Genomic DNA, 19,782 nt, shown 5'->3' with positions numbered 1-19,782 from the left:
TTTCAGCGTTCAGCCGTCGGCATTCAGCAGAAGGAAAATTAGATGAATGCCCCGGTCTATTCCGGGCGGGGGGGAAAGAGAAATCCTTGAAGGACCGATGACAGAACGGCTGTACCGTCGTACCCACCCACCAGAAACAACAGCCTCTGAAATACCGTTCCCACGAACCGCGTTCGAGGATCGGGAAGCGGATCCAATGATGTCCACGTATTCCTAACGGGATCGTAGGCTTCGACGACCTTCAGCGTGGACCCGTCCTCTCCGCCAATGACGTAAATGAAATCGTTATCGACCAGCGCCACGGCGGATTTCCTTGGAGTCGGCATGGGCGCAAGAATCGACCAGGTATCGGAGCGCGCGTCATATCGCTCGGTGGAATTCCGAAATCCCTCATCACTCGCTCCCCCGATGACATAGATCGATCCTGCCCGCACGGCCACGGCCGCGTGCGATCGGGCCGTGGGTATCGGCGCGCGTTCCGTCCATCCGTCCGTCACCGGGTCATACCGATCGACCTGCGGCAGGCTGCCCTGGTCCTGGAATTCGCTCGATCCCCCGAGCACAAAGACCTGCCCGTCCACTGCCGCCGCCACGGCGCCGAATCGGGGCCGCGGCCAATCCGCGCGCTTGGACCAAGCGTCCTTCTCCGTGTCGTACTCCTCGTTCTTTGCCACAAGAAGTGGCTTGTCTTTGAACCGGGTGCCCCCGATCAGATGGACCCGGCGGCCGATGGCCACCGCAACCGCATCCCACCGATCGGTGGGCATGTCTTTTTTCGAGGACCACGAATCTTTGAGAAGATCGAATTCCTCGTTGGTCGAGAGCGCCTCGTTCTCCTCCTTTCTGCCTCCAAATACATACAACTTCCCTTCCACCGCGGCGGAGGCGGCATCGGCTCTCGCCCCCGCCATCGCCGACTTGTCGGTCCAAATCGGAGAGACCGGCGCCGCAAGAACACGAAATTCCTCCGGCTCGCGGGCGCGATCGGAAATGCGAAGCTCGTCCACCATGCCATACAGCGCGCTTTCGACCCCGGCCGTCACCAGGCCGATCACCAAGGGGTTGTCGTTCGATTCCAGCCCGGCCACATCAGGCGAGGCGACGCGCAACAGCCCATCCTGGTACATTTTCCAGAGCACGCCGTCCCACGTCACGGCCAGATGATGCCAGCCAAAATCCGTCGCCGTGTTCCGGTCCAGCTTGTGGTTGATATCCACGCACTCATTGTTCCACGTCGCTCCCCAGGACTGAGTTCTCGCCGTGTACCTCATCCTGAGATCACATTGATCCGCCTCCTCGCTTCTTCGGATCGCCCATTCGTAGTCGCGCCATGTAGCGGTCAGTTTCACCCACGCCTCGACGGTACCGTTGGCCAGTCCCGACACCGCCGCCGCCGGGATCTCCACCGAATCGTCCCATCCATCGAAGGAGTACGCCCCCACCCACCGGCCGGCCCGGTTGACGGCAGCGCCGCGAATGACCGCCGGATGGGATCCACACGTATCTTGCGCGGTCGCCCCCTCCGTTTCGTTGAAATGGTAGAGAGCGACGGTGCTTGCGTCGCACGCGTACTCCCCTTCCGGAACGGCGTCGGATGGGGAGAAGTCGGTGACGGATCTAGGGGCGCCCACCCGGAGCGAATGGGACGAGCGGGCCTCGTTGGCGCCATCGCTCCCCACGATGGCGATTCGGTATTCCCCGCCCGCCGGGGGCGCCGTCCACATCACGGAATCTCCGGCCAGGGAGGAGAGCGTACCGGCGGCCACGGACCATGTGAACGTCACCTCCTGATCCTTGGGATCTTTGCCGAAGGCCAGGCAAAGTGTCGATTGGCCCGGAAGAAGCTTGTCGGCGGTGCAGGAGACTCCGACGAACGGCGGGAGATCGTCGGGTCGGTCCGTGACGGCTATGGAATGAAGGCGGCCCACGGCGCAGCTCCCCTCTGCGATCTTGCAGGAGAATGTGTAGACCCCTTCAAAAAGAGGGAACCACTCGAACACGGCTCCCTCGGCGCTGACATCGAACGTTTGGAACGGTCCGTTTGGAGTGTCGCACGATAGATTCGATGAAAGACCGCCGGACTCGCGCCCCTCGGCGACAAATTCAACCCGAACCGGCATCGCTTTAACCGACGTGGAGGAGCCTTGAACGTCCAGCGTCGGACAGCCGCGAACCGCGGCGGAGTCGGTAACGACGATCCCCATTTGACACGTAGCCGTCGAGCCGCTGGCGGCCGTGGCTTTGGCGGAAACGGTGTACATGCCGCTTTGGGCCGGGGCCGACCAATTGGCCAGGGCTCCTTCCGGAATGGGGAAAGTTCCGCCCGTGGCCGACCACTGGACCTTGACGGGAAACGCGTTGGGATCGTACGTCGCCGCCCAGAGGCCGACCACGGAACCCCCCGATGCCAGCGTGGGGCCCGAGATCCCGCAGGCCGGAAAAGTGGCCTTTTCGGCTTCTTCTCCGACATTGATCCGCGCGGTGGCGCACGACTTGGCGCATTGGCCGTCCGATGCGCAGACGGAAACGTCGTAATCGCCTGCCGAGCGCGGGGCGGTCCAGATTACTTCTTCACCCGTCCGCCGGTCGAGCGATCCGCCGGAAGCGGACCAGTTGTACGAAATCGGATCCCCCTCCTGGTCCGACCCCGAGACCGCCAACGACACGTGACGGGCCACAAGCGTTCGGGTCGCGCCGGTGATCGCCACCATGGGGCAATGATTATCCGGTCCGGACGCCCGCGAGACCGCGATCTCGCAGGAAGCCTCCGCCATGAGTTGACCATCCGAGGCCGTCGACCGGATCATGTACAGACCGGGGCGATCGGGAGCTTTCCATTCGGCGGTCGCGCAGACGCCGCCCTCTTCCGGTTCGCACGCCTCACCATCGCTCGGCGAAGAGAACGCCCCTCCGGTTGCCGCAAACGGGCCCAGGGTGACGGGATCGCCATCGCTATCCATCGCATCGGCCCGCAATCCCGCCGATTCTCCGACGCGCACAGATTCGGGACAGGTCACCATGAGGCGAGGCTCCGAGTTCCAGCCTCCCCGGCCCGGTTTGTCCTGATTCGGCAACGCCGGAAGCGCCAGGTGGGCCGTGGCCGTCTCGTTGGCGCGGACGACCGCGCGCTTGCTGCCGGTCACTTTTCCTTCGAGTTCCGCGCGGAGGAGGTATTCCGCGGGATCGAGGTCTTTGAATTCGTAACCCCCGTCCTCCCCGGTGGTGGCCGTCCGAATCGGTGGAATCATGCTCACGATGGCTCCTTCAAGCGGCCTTCCCACGAGACTGAAGACACGACCCGAAAGGGCTCCCCGCTGAGAGTCTTCCCCTCTGCGATGAAGTTCAATCGCCGGTAGAACCGTCGTTTCTCCCGATGCCACTTCGAACTCGGCGTACTCGACCATTTCAAAATCTCGATTCGCTGCCACGAGGCGGTAGAAACCGGGTGGGACACGCGTCAGGGTGTACGAACCGTCCGTCGACGTCTGCGTCCACATTTCCGTCCCCGGTACGAAGACGTCTGAGCCGAGATGGGTCCTCCGATCTTGAAGCTTCACTTCCCCCGCCACGGCGCCGACCTGGGCGAGTGCTACTTCTCCCAAGCCGAGAACTTCGCCTTCCACGATTTCGATGTCCCGGCGAATCCCATACGTCGATCCCTCGGGTGCATCGAAGAAGGCCGTCAGCACATTCTTCCCCGGCGCGGCAAGATCGAGACGGAAGCCGCCTTTCGCATCCGATGTGGTTTGAGTATTGGTCCCCTCAAGCCGGATAGCCGCTTGGGACTTTGCCTCGCCGAGGAGGGTCACTCGGCCGACGACCGAGCCTGTTCGAACAGTCAGGGGGTCGCCGAGATCATTCTTCTCGCAGGCCGCGGCCAAGGCGACGAAGAGGGCGGCAAAGACACTCAGCGACCGGTTCAGGTTCATCACGGATTCCGCGCGCAACGGAACCCCACTTCGGTGCTCGCGAAACTCTCCGCACCCGCCGAGGATTCACGGTACGACACGCGAGTCGTCTGTTTCGGCTCCGCATCATTCCACGAGCCCCCGCGAGCCGTTTTGAGGGAACCGGTAGCCGGACCGGCAGGATCACGAGGGAGACTCACGCCGTAATACGTCGAGTCGGACCAATCGCCTACCCATTCGGCCACATTGCCGCCCAAATCGAAGAGGCCATACGGGGAGGCGGAACTTCCGGCCATGAAGCCGACCCTTTCCGTATCGCCCACGCAACCTCGAATATTCGCCGGCCAGCAGGATGGCTCTCCATCTCCCCATGGATAGGGGCGCTCGTCCGGATAGGGCCCCCGGGCCGCTTTCTCCCACTCCGCCTCCGTGGGCAATCGCTTCCCGATCCAACGGCAATACTGGTCGGCCTGGTTCCACGTCACTCGGACGACCGGGTGGAGATCGAACGCGGCATCGCCGTAGTAGGACGATCGCGTGGCCGACCCCGACCCGCCGCTTGGAGCGCTGCACGGGCCCGTATCTACGCACGATCGGAAGGCCGCGTTTGTAACTTCGAAGCGGTCCATCCAGTACGGTGACAGATAGACAACGTGCTCCGGGCGTTCCGTCGCCAGGCCTTCATCGGCATCGCTCCCCATCACAAAGCGCCCGGCCGGGATGAAAGTCTCCGGGAGTTCGTACGCAAGGGCGATCTTGGCTCCGGTCAGGGTTGTGGCCGAGTAGTAGAGTTTGATCTGGTCCCCGTCCAAGAGGGGAAAGCCCGTCTGAAGTTGGGGAAGCACTTCCCACGCCTGGCCGGCGCCGAGGACGGGATTGGAGTCGGCTTTGGTCCATCGAATGCCATCCAGAGAGGTGGCCAAGCCGATGGTGGTCGTTCCCCCCTTCTTCACGCCCTCGTAGAAGAGATACCAGATCGCGCCAATCTTGACGGCCCGTGGATTCTGAACCGACGTGTCGTCGAATTGGCCGGTATCGCCCGGCGCGAGCAACGGGTTCGAGTCGTGGCGCGTCCACTTCACCCCGTCGGAGGATGTCGCGAGTCCGATGCGGCCTTTGGTGGATTCGGACGCGGTGTATCCGGTGTAGTAGATCCTGAACTCTCCACTCTCCCTCACCACGGATCCTGGAAATCCGGTGATTTCATCCCAGGCAGCGGTCCCTCCCGGTTCGAGGAGAGGATTGGACTCATGCTTGGTGAACTTGAGGCCGTCCGTCGATTTCGCCAGGCCCAGCTTGCTCGAGGTATCGGTTGTCTTGGCCTTCCCGCCATAATACATCCAGTACTCCGCTCCGTCGTAGTAGATGGAAGGCATTTGCACCCGACCGGCGTCCCACGCGCCGGACGAACCGATGGTAACGATGGGCACCGGCAGCCGTGTCCATGAGATTCCATCCTTGGACGTGGCCTCGCCGATGTTCCATGCGGCAATGCTTCCCCCTTGATAGAACATGACATAGGTCGACGAGACTTTGAGGACCGACGGATACGCAACGCTCGCCATTTCCCAGAGATCGGTGGCTGCAAAGATCGGATTCCCGCTGCTTTTCGCCCATTTCAGCGCCCGGCTCTCCCGGACCACGTTCATCTCGTTGGAAGCTCTCGCCGCCGAAGAAATACGGACCTCATCGATCCAACCCTTGAAAAACCTCGCATCGGGCCTTCCATCCTCATCGGAATCCGACGCGCCGATCAGGAGCGGGAAATCCGAGTCCCCGAGGGTCTTGTGATACGCGCCGCTCGACTCCAAGCGTCCGTCCAGATGGAGGCTGAGGGTTCGACCATCGTACGCGGCGGCGGCGTGGTGCCATCCGTCATCATGCACGGTTCGCACCGAGGCCACGGGCGACAGAGCGGACCGATCGAAAGGCGTCATCGAAAATCGAATCTGTCCGTTCTCCATCACGCGCAGATCAAACGTCCCCTCGCTTCCCCCACCCTTCGAGACCAGCGTCAGCCCGGAGCCGGGGCAATCGCACTTGAGCTTGAACCACGCCTCGATCGTGAAGCGCGATTCCACTCCCGGATTGAGGGCATCGGGAATCTTCAGGAAATCGTCCGCCCCATCGAAGAAATAGGAACGACCCGCAACACCGTCCTGATCGATTTCCCCCTCTTTGCGAACTCCATGGCGCTCGCCGCATGCGTCGAACGCAACCGTCCCCGTCGTTTCATCGAGGTGGTAGAGAGCGAGGGTATTCTCATCGCACTCGTAGGCGGCTCCGGAGGGGAGAGCGGTCACCTCCACGATGTGCCGATCTTGAAAGATGCTCGGCGGTGACGCGTCGTCCTGAATGATGCAGGTTATCGTGACCGGTCCTGCGGCATTCGGAGCCGTCCACCGGGTCCGAACGGTCCCAGCGCTCGCTGAAGTCCCGTCCGTCTGGGAAAAAGATCCACCCGTCGCGTTCCAAGCGTAAGTGAGGAGTTTGGCATCTGGGGCCATGCCGCTGCACGCAAGATCCGCCGGCGCACCGACGGCGACCTTGGCCGGCGCGGAAATGGATCCTGTGGGCCGACGCCCGCCCGCAGGCGGTTTGACCGTGATCTCGGTGGAAGCGGAGGAGGATCGGTCCGAATCACCGGCAACGACGAAGACGGAATACTTCCCAGGAACGGCGGGAGCCGTCCAAACTTGTTCGCCACAGCCTTCTGCCTTGGCGAGGGTCCCCCCCGAAGCCGTCCAATCGCATGCGAGGGGCGCCGGGAGATCATCGGCATCGGATGCGCGGGCCGTGAGACCGACCAGTTGCAACGGATCCGCTTCGGCCGGTCCATCCAACGAAACCTCGGGTGCCCGATTTGCCAGTTGGACACCGATGGTCTGCTGTGCGGCGTTGACCCGGCCATCGGCCGCCGAAGCAGCCACGGTCAGGGCATACATACCGGCGCACCGCGGACAGGAAGGGGCGGTCCAAGTCACTTCCGATCCGGTGGTCGAGGACAAGCGTCCTCCGGAAGCGGTCCAGCGGAAATCCGCCTGCTCGGAGGCGGTCACCGCGCAGGAAGTGGACTGGCCGCCCAGCAGCGCGGGGGAAGAACAGCTCACGCCGATCCCCAGGACTGGGGCGGCCACCACCTGGACGGCATGCTCGAACGATCGCGTGCAAACCGAATTGGAGGTGGAGCAGTGGAACACGAATACGCCCGGAACATCCGGCGCCGTCCAGCCAAAATTCGCAGCACCGGTCGCCCGAATATTCGACACGTCGTATGAACCCGGGGGCATTGTGCACCCGCCTGTGAGGACCTCCTCAGGTTGGTTCGTGTCCGAGGCCAGGAAATCGATGGACACCTTTCCGCCTGGCGAGACCAGGGCCGGGCCGCGGGCCGCGAGGGTCGGACACGTCTTGCCCACCGGTGGCTTCGTCACGGAGATGCCGATCTGGCCGGTTCCTTCGGAGCCTTTTTCGTCACGAGCCGTGCACGTCACACCGTACGGGCCGGGCACATCACCGGCCGTCCACGTCACCACCGGCCCGCTCTTGGAAGAAAGGTGGCCACCGGAGGAGCTCCAGGAGATCCGGATCGAATCCCCGTCCGGATCCGACGCGGCCGCGGTCAGGGTTACCGTTTCATGGATACGGGCGGAAGACGCCCCCGTGGGAGCGCACGTCGGGGCGCGGCTGTCCGCAGGCGACTCGGCGACTTGGATTCGGATCGTCGCGCAGGCGCTCGGTTCACATTTTCCATCGGTCACGCAGGCCCGAATCTCTTCTTGACCCGTATGACCCGGCGCCGTCCACGCCGCGGCCTCGTCCGTTGCTTCCATGATCCTCCCACCCGTCGCCTGCCATCTCACCGACACGGGATCTCCGTCGGCATCGACCCGGGAGTTCCGCAGCAGCAATGTTCGCCCCGGTGAAACCGTGAGTGGACCGCTCATCGAGACCACAGGGCATTGATTGACCCCTCCCGTTCCGTCCGCCACGGCCATTTCGCAGCGACCGTCCACTCTCAGCGAACCATCCGTTGCTGATACCTGAAGGGTCACTTCGCCGCCCGAAGAGGGCGCAACCACTTCCACGGTGGCGCACGCCGCCCTTTCCTCTCCCGCACACGGGATGATGCTTTCCGACAGGACTGCGCCCGACAACGCGGTAATACTCGAAAGGGTTGCGTGATCCCCGTCCGGATCCACCGATCGGATGGAGACGGACCCTTTCCCACCCGGCGCCAGGACATCCGGACAGTTCAGCGCAACGGTTGGAGGTTCATTGGAAAAGATCGTGTGTCGTGCGTCGCCCAGCCGGCGCCGGCGGGTGAGGGTGATATCCCCGGACGCCTTCTGGCCCGCCGTAATGAACACGCTCAGGGACCGTGATACATAGTCAACTTTCTGCGCAAGAAGGGAAACCGTCACAGGGAAGAGCCCCCCCAAGGTGTAGGTCCCATTCTCATCCGTCATGGCAAGGCCCGCTCCCGGTGTGGCGGAAATAACCGCTTCACTGATAGGACTCCCTTCGGTATCCGTAACCATGCCGGTGACCGTGCCATACACCGTGCGATTGCCGGGATCCGACTCCGCTTCGAGCTCCACCCAGCCAAGGTCCGTGGTCTCTCCTTCAGCCACTTCCACGTCTTCGCGCTGAACCGCACCAAACCCGGTGGATACGAAGGCCACGGTGTAGGCGTCCGGTGCGACAGCGCCCATCACGAACGATCCGTCATTTTCCGTTCGGGCCTCATGACGGGTCCCCACCAGGACAACCTCGATCCCCGCGCGTATGCTTCCCCCTTTGAGTCGAGCCATCCCTCGAATCGTTCCGGCCGGAACCACCCTCAAGTCTTCCACGGTCGTCTTTTCTTCCTTTTCGACTGTAACGGTCCGTCGTGCGATGAAGGTCGCCCCCGCTTCATCGCGGTACTCCGCCGTCACACTTATCTGCCCCTCCGGGGCAAGATGGATCCGAAACTTTCCTGCCGAATCGGTGGTCGTTGCGAGGGAAGTCCTCTCAACTCGAATGAAAACGCCTGCTCGGGCGGGGACCACCCGGCCTTCAATCGTACCGACTCCGGCCACCGGCGGTGGAGCGTCCTGTTTCTTCGCCTCACACGCTGCAAGCAGAACCGGTAGCGCCCACGACCCGACGAAAAACCTCATCACAAACTTGTTCATTCAGAATCTCGCCGTAGCGCCTCCATAGACCAGGAGTCCGGCCGTGGAGAGTGGGATGTACTGGCTCGGGTCTTCGAAGGAGGGAATGCGAAAGATTTCGTTCTTTCGGTTGAACACGTTGAAACCATCCAGGAAGAGAGCGATTTCGGCGTATCGTATCTTCAGACTCCGCTCAACCCTGAGATCCAGCCGCTGAAAATCCCTCATGCGCCCCGAGTTGGGTTCGGCAGGCAGCGCATCCGCATGGATATCCTCGTCCAAGTCAGGGTCCCGCTTCTCGTCGTTGTAAATGGGTGTAACGGGAGAGCCGCTTGTGTACCGGAAGCTGGCGCCGACTTCCCACTCCGGGGTGATCTTGACGCTGGAGACGACACTGAGGACGTGGGGCTGGTCCCACTGGGTCGGAATGAGTTTGCCCGTGCGAAGGTTCCGGCGTTTCGATTTGGTGTACGAATAGGACACCCAGCCGAAGAACCGTCGAGTCAAGTCGTGCCGTAGCAGAACCTGGCCGCCATCGGCATACCCGCTGCCGTCGTTCGATTCCGGTTCGCCCATGATCAAGCGGGTCAACTTCTTGTGGAACACGTCGGCCTCCACGCGCAAGGCTTCCGTCAGCTTCTGCTCAACGCCCCCGACATAGTGCACCGCCCGCTCGGGAAGCAGGTACGGGTTCCCGAACTTCCGCGTCACATTGCCATCCTGATCCACCTGCCCCTGATCGGTTGCCTGGTCCGCCTCGGGGAACCGGCGGTAGATCCCCCACCCGCCGCGGAGCTTGGTCTTGGAAAAGAGTTGGAACGTACCATGGGCTCGCGGCATGAAGACGTCGCGGTAGTGAACGTCGGAGTTCTTCCAGACGAGAGTGGAGCGATCGAGGCGCACGCCGGGGACCAACGTCAACCGCTCCACCGGGCGAACCTTGTCCGCAAGGTAAAAGCCGTACGCGTTGAACGTCTCTTTCACGCTGAACGGCTTGAACGAGAGCGGCGTGAATTCCTCCTCTTCTTCTTCCTCTTCCGCCTCCTCCTCACCTCCACCCTCACTCTCACTTTCCTGCCTGGCGGGCGCGCCGCCGCCGGCGAAGGACCCCGGTACGGCGCCGTCTTCCGGCGGGCGAAACTGCGCTCCTCCTGCTGCGATAAACACCGGTGCGACCCCCCCGATTTTCGATCTCACCCGCTCGGCCTGGACCCCCAGAATAATCGTCTGATGCTTGCCGGCCAGGATCTCAAGATCGTCCCATATTCCGAACTCTCGATTGGCTTCCCGGCGGTCGATAAAATCCTCCAGTTGCAGCAGGGGGAGACTGATCTTGAAATCGTCCACGTTCTCGGTCCGATAGAGGGACAGGCGTGAAGTGACGGGTCCCACCGGCAAGTCCCATAGGATTCCTTGCGTGTGGAATTGCTTCTCCTGGAGGAACTTGATCTCGAACGTCAGGTTTTGGCCCGTCTGAGGGACCGGCCCTTCGAAGTGGATGTTCTGTTTTTCTTCGTCCACCGCGCCATAGCTCAAAAGACGGAACGTCCCCATTCGCCCCGTTTTCCCGGTGTACTTGCTCTGATAATCCCAGCCCACCGGCGAAAACTGGAAGACCGGACCTTGCCCGGGAAGTTCAAACCCGGGAATCGTCGGCGGTGGGAACAGGTATCGCCCCGCCGCAATCACCGAGCCCACCGCGGGGTCGCCCGCCTGGAGGCTGCCCTCCACGCGGCCCACGCTGAATTTCTCGGCTTCATAGGCCCGCACGCCTACCACGCTGAGGTGACCCCCGATGCCTTGTTCCTTTCCGTCGGAGGATGTGATCTCCAGTACACCGCCCGTGGCATCGCCATACTGCACGCCGAACCCGGCCGCGTGGAGCTCCTGGGACTCGACGAACTCACCCGAGAGCACACTTGAGCTGTTGAGAAGGTGGTAAGGGAACGCCATCGGGGTACGGTCCAACCAGATCTTGTTGTCGTCCGGCCCCCCGCCCTGCACGATCAGGTCCGCGAAGACCTCGTTGAGCACGGTGACGCCCGGCAGGAGCTGGATGACGCGGAGGGGATCGCCCAGCGTGCCGGGCACCCGGCGAATTTCCTCCTTGCGAACCTTCTGGGTGGAGACGGATCGCTTCTCCCGTTCGCGTTCCACTTCGAGGAAGAGTCCGCCGGTCACATCGAGCGTCAGGAAAAAGTTCACTTCGATGGGCTCGTCCGAGGGTTGAAGATCGACGGAGCGCGGCTTTTCAACCACGTAGGAGGCGGCCAGAACGGAGATCTGGTACGGGCCGGGCGCGAGGTCCTTGAATGTGTAGAGTCCTTGCTCATCCGAAAATTCAGTAAGCGTGAGGTTGGCCTGTCCCATGAGCATGATCGTCGCGCCCACGATCGGCTTCCGGTTCCCGTTTTCCCGGACTTTTCCCTTCAAGACGATGCGCGCATGGCCGGCCGGTTCAGACGGAGTGCCGCTGGGATCGGCCCACGCGCCAAGGACCAAGGACGGAAAAGCAATCAGAATACCGAGAACAAACGGCCGGGATGCCCTCACCGGAGGGTGAACCTCACGGGGATGCGAAGGCGCACGGCCACCGGCTCGTTTCCGCGACGAGCGGGATAGAACACCGAGTTCTTCATCGCCGTCATGGCGGCTTCGTCAAACCCGTGCCCGGCAGATTGGACGACCGAAACTTCGAACACCCTGCCCGCCGAGTCGATCCCGACCTCAAGGACCACGAGGCCGTCGAGGCCGGCGCGGCGCGCTTGATCCGGGTACTCCGGTTCGATTTTCGTCTTGAAGCTCGGCAAAGCGGAGACCGCCGGGAGGGGGACGTATTCGGGCTCGGGCTCTTTCATCAGCGTGGTACCGATGGGCGCCTCGAAATCCCCTTCCGCGGCAACCGAGTCGGGAGTGACGCCGAACACGTCGCGCACCTCGCTCGCCCGCACGTCGCGAAGATCCGTGACTTCTTCGGCCGGTTTCGGCTCGGGAGGCTTTTCCGGTTCGGGCGGTTTCGGCGGCGGGTCCGGCGGCTTTTCCTCTTCCACCAATTCGACTTCGATGGGAAGGAACTGCGCGAGGGCCGGCGCGATCCGGCTCAATCCGCCCAGACCGACGAGGTGGATCGCCAGCGAGAGGCCGATCCCGAGATGGATGGGGTTAATGTGGCGCCGGAGCGACACGCGGGCCTTCGACGTTTACGGCAAACTTGGTGATACCGAGTTGTCGGACGAGATCCATCAGATGAATCACCTCGCCGTGTGTCACATCCTTGTCGGCGCTGATCATGGCCTGCACGTCCGTCTTCTCCCGGACGAGGTCGCCCAGAATCTTGCGGACATCCTCCTCATTCGTCGGCGTTCCATTGAAGTACAGCACCCGGTTGATGTCGAGGACGAGGGCGACGCTCGTGATGGGCGTGCTTTCGGCAGTGGCGGCTTTGGGAAGCTTGACCTTGATGGCTGGGGCGACGATGTAGACGGCGGTGACCATGAAGATGATGAGGAGGACCAGCGTGATATCCACCAACGGCGTCACGTTGATGCCCGTGATAAGATCGTCTTCTTTTTCCGGGGCCGTCAAAGTTACTTTGGAGGGGGGATCTGTGCGACCAGGAGGTTGCCGATTTCGTCGATGACCGCCAGGATGCGGCGCGAACGCTGCTGGAACAGGTTGAACGCGACGACGGCGGGGATCGCCACCATGAGTCCGACCGCGGTGGCGACGAGGGCTTCCGCGATGCCACCCATCACCACGCTCGGACCGGCCTCCTGGCTGATGGAGAGATCATGGAAGGCCTTGATGATGCCGAGAACCGTGCCGAAGAGTCCGATGAAGGGGGCGTTGTTTCCGAGCGTCCCCAGATAGGCCAGATATTTCTCGTTGGCTTCCTTCTCCTGCGATCGTTCGGCGGCCAGGACGCCTTCAAACGCCGTGCGGCCCCTGGGATACGCTTCGAGAGCAACGGCCAAAACCTTTCCGACGCCGGGATTGTGCTTTCGAAAAAGCGCGTCAAGGTCCTTGGAGTGGCCGTCGCGGATGAGCGCCGGCGACTCGCGGCGCAGAACCAAGGCGGAGGCGAGGCGCTTTCGAAGATGGAGCCATCGATCGACCATCACGGCCACCGATCCGATGCTGAGGGCGATCAGCAGGTAGAGGACCCACTGGGCTCCCACGAGCGTCAGGGCAAGGAAAAGGGCCTGGATACGCATGGCTGGATTATAGACCCCTGGCGCGGGAATTTACATCTAGCGGAACCGAGGTCAGGCTTCTTCGAGAGAGTAGTTGTCGGGAGAGGAGAAGAGTTCGCGGAGGAGGGCCAGATTGAGCGTGTGGCCGGATCGGGAGGCCACGTAGGCGCCGCTGATCGGAGAGCCGGCGAGGGCCATGTCCCCCACGGCGTCGAGAATCTTGTGCCGGACCGGCTCATCCTTGAAGCGGAGCCCTTCCGGATTGAGGATATGGCCGTTTTCGAAGACGACGGAGTTCGCCAGCGATCCGCCTTTCGCGAGGCCCAGGGACCAAAGTTTGTCCACTTCCGCCCGCATGCAGAACGTGCGCGCCGGAGCAATTTCGTCCGCGTACCGGGAAGGGGTGATTTCCATGTCGTACTCTTGGTGGCGAACGAGCGGCGATTCAAAGTGAATGCCGCACTCGACGCGGAATCCATCGAAAGGAATCAGACCGGCCGATTTCCCATCTGCTTCGACATGGACCGGACGGAGGACCCGGAGGGTCTTTCGCGGCGCATCCATTTCCACGATCCCCGCCGCTCGAATCGCGTCCACGAACGGGCGCGCGCTGCCGTCGAGAATGGGAACTTCACCACCTTCAACTTCAACGTGAGCGTTGTCTACACCGAGGCCGCTGAGCGCACTGACCAAGTGCTCGATCGTGGCAAAGCGAATCCCATTCGTGCCCAAGGTTGTGGCGTATTCGGTATGGGATACGTTTTTCCACGACACTTCCGTCACCGGTCCCATCGATCCATTCTTTTTCTGGAATCGAATCCCCGTGCCGGCTTCCGAAGGACGAACCCGAATTCGGCAGGCCCTACCGGTGTGGAGACCCGCCCCTTCCAATTCGATGTTGTTTCCGATGGTCCTTTGCGTCATTCTGCTAGAATTCACCGCAATAGGTGTGCCATCGGAACAATCGAACTATTGGGCACTTACAGAGGACTTTTTCCCGTGACGCGTTGCGTTAATACAACGCGTTGCGTTTATGTTGTCAGCCTTTTGGGGTCTTGAAAGTCACCAAAACGGAGCCCGCCAAGAGGACCGCAAACCCACCCAGAGCGTAGGCCGAAGCCGGCAGGCCTCCCAGAACGGGCGTTGAGCAATCCTGCCCGGGGGCGCAGGATTCATCCCCGCCCGTGAGGGCTTTGAGGGGATCGGGCTTGATGATTCCAAGCCGTTTGAAGTCTTTGCGGACGAGATATCCGGCCACACCGAGGGCGGCGAGGGAAAGGACCACCACGGCCACTCCAAGGAATCTTCGGGGACGGATCGCATTCGCCAGCGCCGCCGCCGACAGGACCAGCCCGGTGTATCTCAAGGTAAGACAGTAGATGCAGGGCGTCCAACCGCCCACGAGACTCAGAGAGAAGCTCCCTGCGGTCAGCAGTGCACCCAGGACAAAAACACCCCACCGAACGAGGCGCAGGTTTCCCGGGGTCATGATTTCCTGCAGGCCGGTCCCTTGTCCTTCAACTTCTGCTGGATCGCTTCCTCGAAGACCGGTACGGACTGGCCCCCCTTGATCCTCAGATCGCCCACAAAAAACGTTGGTGTCGAGTTTACACCCAGCTCGGCGGCGGCCTTGGAGATCTTCTGGACTTTCTCCCGCATGGCGGGGCTATCCAGGCATTTCTTGAACGGCTCCATGCCCAGCTTGATCTCCGTGGCAACCTTGAGGAGATCTTCCCGCCCGTGCCGATGCGTTTGGCTTTTGAACAGTTGGTCGTGGTACTCCCAGAACTTCCCCTGCTCGCCCGCGCAGTACGCGGCCTGCGCCACGGGCACGCTCTCTGCGCCAAGCGGGTAGACGGCCACCGACCACCGGGCGATTCCCGGCTTCACGAACTTCTCAACGAGAATCGGCAACTGATTCTGCGCGAACTGCCCGCAGTGGGGGCAGTGGAAATCCATGAACTCGATCACCCTGACTTTCGCCTTGGGACTCCCCTTCTCCGGGAGGCCCGTCAGATTCGGAGAATCGAGTACGCGCATGGTGAATCGGTAGGCGTCCGGGCGTATGTAAAAGCCCTCCGCCATGTCGCCGAAAATCGGACGGATCTGCGGGAACGAGGTGATCGCCTCGATGCCCTTTTCAAATACGTAGAGGGGAACGGCCCTCGACTTGGCCGACTCCATCAGCGCCCGGCCCTCGTCCGACGAGCAGTCAACGTCCTGAGACTCCAAACTCGGATAGAAATTCTCTTTCAGGGCTCGCATGTAGGCGGTGTGCTCGCAGACGTCGCACGACGGATCGTAGACGATTTTCACTCCGTACGTCTTGAGCTCTTCAACGGGCTTTCCGAGAACTTTCAGCACCGCCCGCTCGTACACCTCGACCGGCTGGCTCCCCGTGATTCGTTCGTCCCCAAGGACGAACGTCGGCACATTGACGATGCCCGATTTGCGATACCCCTCCAGCTTTTTCGCCAGGTTTTCTTCGCGTCGGGCTTTGGCCAGGCACTTCGAAAATGTTTCGATGGGGAGTTGCGCTTTCTTGGCGGCGCGGACCAGTTCGCTCTCCGTAAACGAAAAAAACTCGAGGAGAGCATCGATAAAGACATCCGCCTTCCCCAGTTCCTGGGCGCATTCAATGGCCACGCCCGCCCGACGCGACCGCGGATGGAGGGGCATGGGGAACGGAACGACTTCAAAGGAAACGTCTTTGCCGTATTTCCCCTTCAGGGGCTTGAACGCGCGGCCATAGAAATCGCGCGAGGACATATCCTGAAAGTCGAGATACGCCTCCGCCACAGGCCCTTTGCCCATGCCCCGAAAGAGGGGCTTCCACATCACCCAGACGGCCGCAGCGGCGGCGGCCACGCCCATCAGCAGAATCCATTTTTTCATTGGAGGGCACAGTATACCCGCCACCCCACATCGTTACAAACGCGAGATTCACGGTACAATGGCGCCTGCATGGGTCCAGCACCTGATCTTCCGCTTGTGGCCGTCTCCGCGCGCGCGTTGCGACATGCCCGGGAGGGCTATCCCTGGATTTACTCGAATGAGCTCAAGCATCCCGATCCCCCGCTCGCGGCGGGGACGATTGTGCGGATCGCGGACGCCTCGGGCCATCCCGCGGCCACGGCTTTCTATCACCCCCACTCGCTCATTGCGCTTCGGATCCTTTCTCTGGATGGCGGTGCGGCCTTCGATGTGATTCTTCGCGATCGCCTCCGAGGGGCGGCAGGATTGCGCGAAGCCCTGCTCCCTGGGAACCCGTTCTATCGCCTCGTACACGGCGAATCGGATGGCCTCCCGGGGCTGATCATCGATCGCTACGGCGAAGCCTATTCCCTTCAAGCCGTGTCCGCCGGCATGGACCGGCACACGCCGGAAATCCTTTCAGCCTTGGAGGAGCTTTTCCATCCGGAACTCGTCGTTGAGAGGAACGACTCCTCGCTCCGCGACGCGGAAGGCCTCCCGCGCCGGAAAGGCATTCTTGCAGGCCGCGGACCCGCGGTCCGGCTCATCCGGGAAGGTGAGGCTGAGTTCGAGGTGGATCTCCTGGAGGGTCAGAAGACGGGATTCTTTTACGACCAGCGTGAAGCACGAGCCTTCCTCGCGGGAACCTCGCAGGGGACAAGGGTGCTCGATCTCTTTTGCTGTGAGGGGGCATTCGCCATCCGGGCCGCGAAATCGGGCGCCGCAAACGTGCTCGGCATCGATGCCTCTGATCGCGCCCTTGAACGTGCCCGGAAAAATGCCGAGATCAATGGCGTGCAGGAGCGTTGCGAATTCATCAAAGACGACGTGTTTGAGACTCTCGCTCGCCTGCGTGGGGAGGAGCGGAAGTTCGACCGGGTGGTGGTGGACCCCCCCTCCTTCGCCCACTCGCGAAAAGAAGTTCCCGGCGCGAAAAAGGCCTACCTCCGCCTCAATGCGGAAGCTCTGGCTCTCGTGGAATCCGGAGGCATCGTTATTACGGCCTCCTGCTCGCACCACATTTTTGCCGACACCTTCCAAGAAGTCCTCCAAGAGGCCGCTGTGCGCGCGAACGTGAGTCTCCAAGTCCTGGCCACGCTGAATCAGGCCCCCGACCATCCCGTGCTCCTGTCCATGCCCGAGTCGCAGTACCTCAAGGTGCTCGTGTGCAGGGTACTTCCGCGGTAGGAGTCGGTCAGAAGGAATCTGGACCATGGCCCATGCCGCGCCATCCCTGGCGCGGCGACATTGCATGGTCCCGTACCTTCCTGGGCACGGGATTCCCGCTTTCGCGGGAATGACGGAAACACGCGGGCGCGGAAAGACGCACCCGTAAAGGGTTCGGCTACCGGAGAAGCGGAACCAGGTGTTGGACCTCGATTGCAATTTCGGAGTTGCCGTACTATCAAGGAAAGATGCCGGACGATCCGGAAGGCGACGAAGACAAACTCCTCGAAGACCTCGTTTCCGATGCCATCGGCTCTCCCGCGCCCGCGCGCCGGGATTTCTCGCCGCCTCGCGAACGCGTGGTCCGCATCACGCCCCTCCCTATTCTGATGGTTCTCCTCGGGGGAATCGCGCTCGGTGCTTTCTTCGTGTACCGGAACGTGGCCTCCTTTCTGGAACGCCCCGAACTTCCCGGGGAGGTGGCGGTGGCCCCTCCCCCCAACCAAACACCGGGCCCCTCAGACCTTCTGCTGCCCTCCAGTGAAGACAACATCGAGAGCGCATATGAAAACCGCCCCGATACCCCTCACCCCATCCCTATCCCGCAAGCGGGAGAGGGTGGCCGGAGGCCGGGTGAGGGCACAGCGCGGACGCGCTCCGAATCTCGTGGTGGCTTGGGGCCGAGCGCGCCCAAGCCGGTCCGAATGCCTGCAGGCGACCTCAGCGTTCAGATCGGCAGCTATGCGAGCCAAACGTACTACCAGCGCGCCCTCCGGGAAATTCGGCGGATCGGGTACGAGCCGTTGGTCACCCGGAAGAATTCCGGAGGGACCTCGTATGAATTGAGGATCGGTCCGTTCCCGGAGCGCGAGGACGCCGAGCTGGTGTTCCGGAATCTTCCGGAGCACGGATTCAAGCCCACCGAGATGTCCCTCCGAACGTTCCGCAGGAAGGATGAAAGCATCCTTTATCTCATCACGTTTGAGGCCGTCAGCGATCAGGGCCTGTTGGACCGCCGCGTCAAGAAAGTGCGCTCGCTGGGCCTGCCCAGCAACATTCGCAAGGAGGAAGGGGCCAAGCAGGTTCGCGTCGTGCGGGTGGATCATCTTACGCGGCCACAGGCACAAAGACTCGTCGGCAAGCTCAAGGAGAAAGGGTACGAGCCCAAGATTCTCGAAGAGTAGCCGGTCCACTTTCCTCTTGTGATTCTCTCCGAAGCCGCCCGCAAGGCGATTGCGGCCGACAGCCCGACCGCGACGCGCATGCTGGCCGCGCGCCGCCTGCTCCCGCTCTCGCCGCCGGAACAACTGTATGTTCTCCACGTTCTGACCCAGGCGGATGAGGACGCCGTGCGCGAGACGGCCCTCGAGACCTTGGAATCCTTCCCGAAGAATCTCGTGGTGGCGGCGTGCGAACACGTGGACGATCCCGGGCTGATCGGATTTCTGGCGCAGAAGTACCGGCAGGAAAGCGCCGTCATCGGAAAACTCGTTGCTCTTCCGGCCATGCCGGAAGACACCCTCTGCTTCCTCTCAGAATACTGCGAAGATCCGCTCATCCTCCGCATCATCGCCGAGCGCCACGACCGCATCCGCGCCGCTCCGAAAATCTTTCATTCCCTTCGCAAGAATCCCCTGACCCCCCAGTGGCTTCTCCTCCAGCTTGAGGGAGACATTCCCGGCCTCGTCGCACCGACGGCGCCTCCCCTGCCCGAACCGGCCGCCCCCGAGGCGACCGCACCCGCGCGGCTCCCTTCCGAGGGCGCACCGGACGCATCCTTCTTCCCAAGCGCACTGATCGACGCCGGCACGCCGGAGGACCAACTCCCGGCCATCCGGTCTCTGCTCAAGGACATGGAGGGACCTCGGCGAGTGCTCCTTGCGCCGATCGCGAATCGTTTCGTCCGATACATCCTGGTGCAGGATGGTTTCCTGGACGTTGCGATGGGCGTGTTGTCCAATCCGGCGCTGACGGTGGATGAGGTCGTCCAGTTCTGCCAGCTCCGAAACGTGTCGCAGGACATCCTGCGCCGAATCGGAACGCATACCGATTGGTCCAAGGATGCGCGTGTGCGGAATCTCCTCGTCAAGAATCCCAAGACACCGCATTTTCTGGTCCTCCGGTTTCTCGAAGGGATCGGCAGCCTGCTCGAACTCGAGCGGTTGGCCAAGAGCAGGGAAGTGTCCGGCGCGGTCAGTCACGCTGCGCAGACGATCGTACAGAAGCGCGCCTTCAGGAAAAACGCCTCAGCCCCTCCGCGGAACGCGGGGGGACGGCGATCGGAAGGGTCATAGGCCCCCTGCGCCGCGACCCCAGACCGAAAACCCACTCCCAAGCACTGACGGCGAACAGAAAAGTGAGTCAACCCATGGACGGGGGAAA

The 19,782-nt window shown here is 62.2% G+C and carries 12 protein-coding genes; 3 read left to right on the top strand and 9 right to left on the bottom strand.

Translation table 11 applies throughout. The features are described 5' to 3' along the window. Positions 1–56: 56 nt before the first annotated feature. From HYT87_09925 to HYT87_09885, 9 genes are all read right to left on the bottom strand, one after another. Positions 57–3,929, bottom strand: a complete 3,873-nt coding sequence (locus HYT87_09925) for a carboxypeptidase regulatory-like domain-containing protein (GenBank protein ID MBI2060076.1) — start codon at positions 3,927–3,929, stop codon at positions 57–59. Continuing rightward, positions 3,929–9,073 (bottom strand): SUMF1/EgtB/PvdO family nonheme iron enzyme, encoded by a 5,145-nt coding sequence (locus HYT87_09920; GenBank protein ID MBI2060075.1) that lies wholly within the window; start codon positions 9,071–9,073, stop codon positions 3,929–3,931. Before HYT87_09920 ends, HYT87_09925 begins: the two co-directional genes overlap by 1 nt. Positions 9,074–9,088: 15 nt before the next feature. Continuing rightward, the gene (locus tag HYT87_09915; protein ID MBI2060074.1) at positions 9,089–11,620 is read right to left on the bottom strand and encodes a TonB-dependent receptor; all 2,532 of its coding nucleotides are present in this window, start codon (positions 11,618–11,620) and stop codon (positions 9,089–9,091) included. Further along, positions 11,617–12,252: an energy transducer TonB gene (locus tag HYT87_09910; protein MBI2060073.1), complete on the bottom strand. Its 636-nt coding sequence runs from the start codon at positions 12,250–12,252 to the stop codon at positions 11,617–11,619. Before HYT87_09910 ends, HYT87_09915 begins: the two co-directional genes overlap by 4 nt. Next, complete coding sequence (locus HYT87_09905; protein MBI2060072.1) at positions 12,230–12,652, bottom strand: biopolymer transporter ExbD; 423 nt, start codon at positions 12,650–12,652, stop codon at positions 12,230–12,232. The genes HYT87_09910 and HYT87_09905 overlap by 23 nt, the downstream gene beginning before the upstream one ends. Positions 12,653–12,654: 2 nt before the next feature. After that, positions 12,655–13,281 (bottom strand): MotA/TolQ/ExbB proton channel family protein, encoded by a 627-nt coding sequence (locus HYT87_09900; GenBank protein ID MBI2060071.1) that lies wholly within the window; start codon positions 13,279–13,281, stop codon positions 12,655–12,657. A 51-nt stretch (positions 13,282–13,332) separates the two neighbouring features. Next, positions 13,333–14,184, bottom strand: a complete 852-nt coding sequence (gene lpxC, locus HYT87_09895; protein MBI2060070.1) for a UDP-3-O-[3-hydroxymyristoyl] N-acetylglucosamine deacetylase — start codon at positions 14,182–14,184, stop codon at positions 13,333–13,335. Between the two features lie 115 nt (positions 14,185–14,299). Then, positions 14,300–14,749 carry a disulfide bond formation protein B gene (locus tag HYT87_09890; protein MBI2060069.1) on the bottom strand — a complete coding sequence of 150 codons (450 nt, stop codon included), beginning with the start codon at positions 14,747–14,749 and terminating at the stop codon, positions 14,300–14,302. Beyond that, entirely contained in the window at positions 14,746–16,155 is a 1,410-nt protein-coding gene (locus HYT87_09885) for a thioredoxin domain-containing protein (GenBank protein ID MBI2060068.1), read from the bottom strand. Before HYT87_09885 ends, HYT87_09890 begins: the two co-directional genes overlap by 4 nt. A gap of 69 nt (positions 16,156–16,224) precedes the next feature. Between HYT87_09885 and HYT87_09880 the strand changes: the two genes are divergently transcribed. The 3 genes from HYT87_09880 (at position 16,225) to HYT87_09870 (ending at position 19,694) form a co-directional block, all read left to right on the top strand. Further along, the gene (locus HYT87_09880; protein ID MBI2060067.1) at positions 16,225–17,421 is read left to right on the top strand and encodes a class I SAM-dependent rRNA methyltransferase; all 1,197 of its coding nucleotides are present in this window, start codon (positions 16,225–16,227) and stop codon (positions 17,419–17,421) included. A gap of 227 nt (positions 17,422–17,648) precedes the next feature. Then, positions 17,649–18,584 carry an SPOR domain-containing protein gene (locus HYT87_09875; protein MBI2060066.1) on the top strand — a complete coding sequence of 312 codons (936 nt, stop codon included), beginning with the start codon at positions 17,649–17,651 and terminating at the stop codon, positions 18,582–18,584. 18 nt (positions 18,585–18,602) lie between these two features. After that, positions 18,603–19,694 carry a hypothetical protein gene (locus HYT87_09870; GenBank protein MBI2060065.1) on the top strand — a complete coding sequence of 364 codons (1,092 nt, stop codon included), beginning with the start codon at positions 18,603–18,605 and terminating at the stop codon, positions 19,692–19,694. The last annotated feature ends 88 nt before the right edge of the window (positions 19,695–19,782 follow it).

This window comes from Nitrospirota bacterium, assembly GCA_016180645.1.
GTDB lineage: Bacteria > JACPQY01 > JACPQY01 > JACPQY01 > JACPQY01 > JACPAV01.
This window is presented reverse-complemented; position numbering and strand designations above follow the sequence as displayed.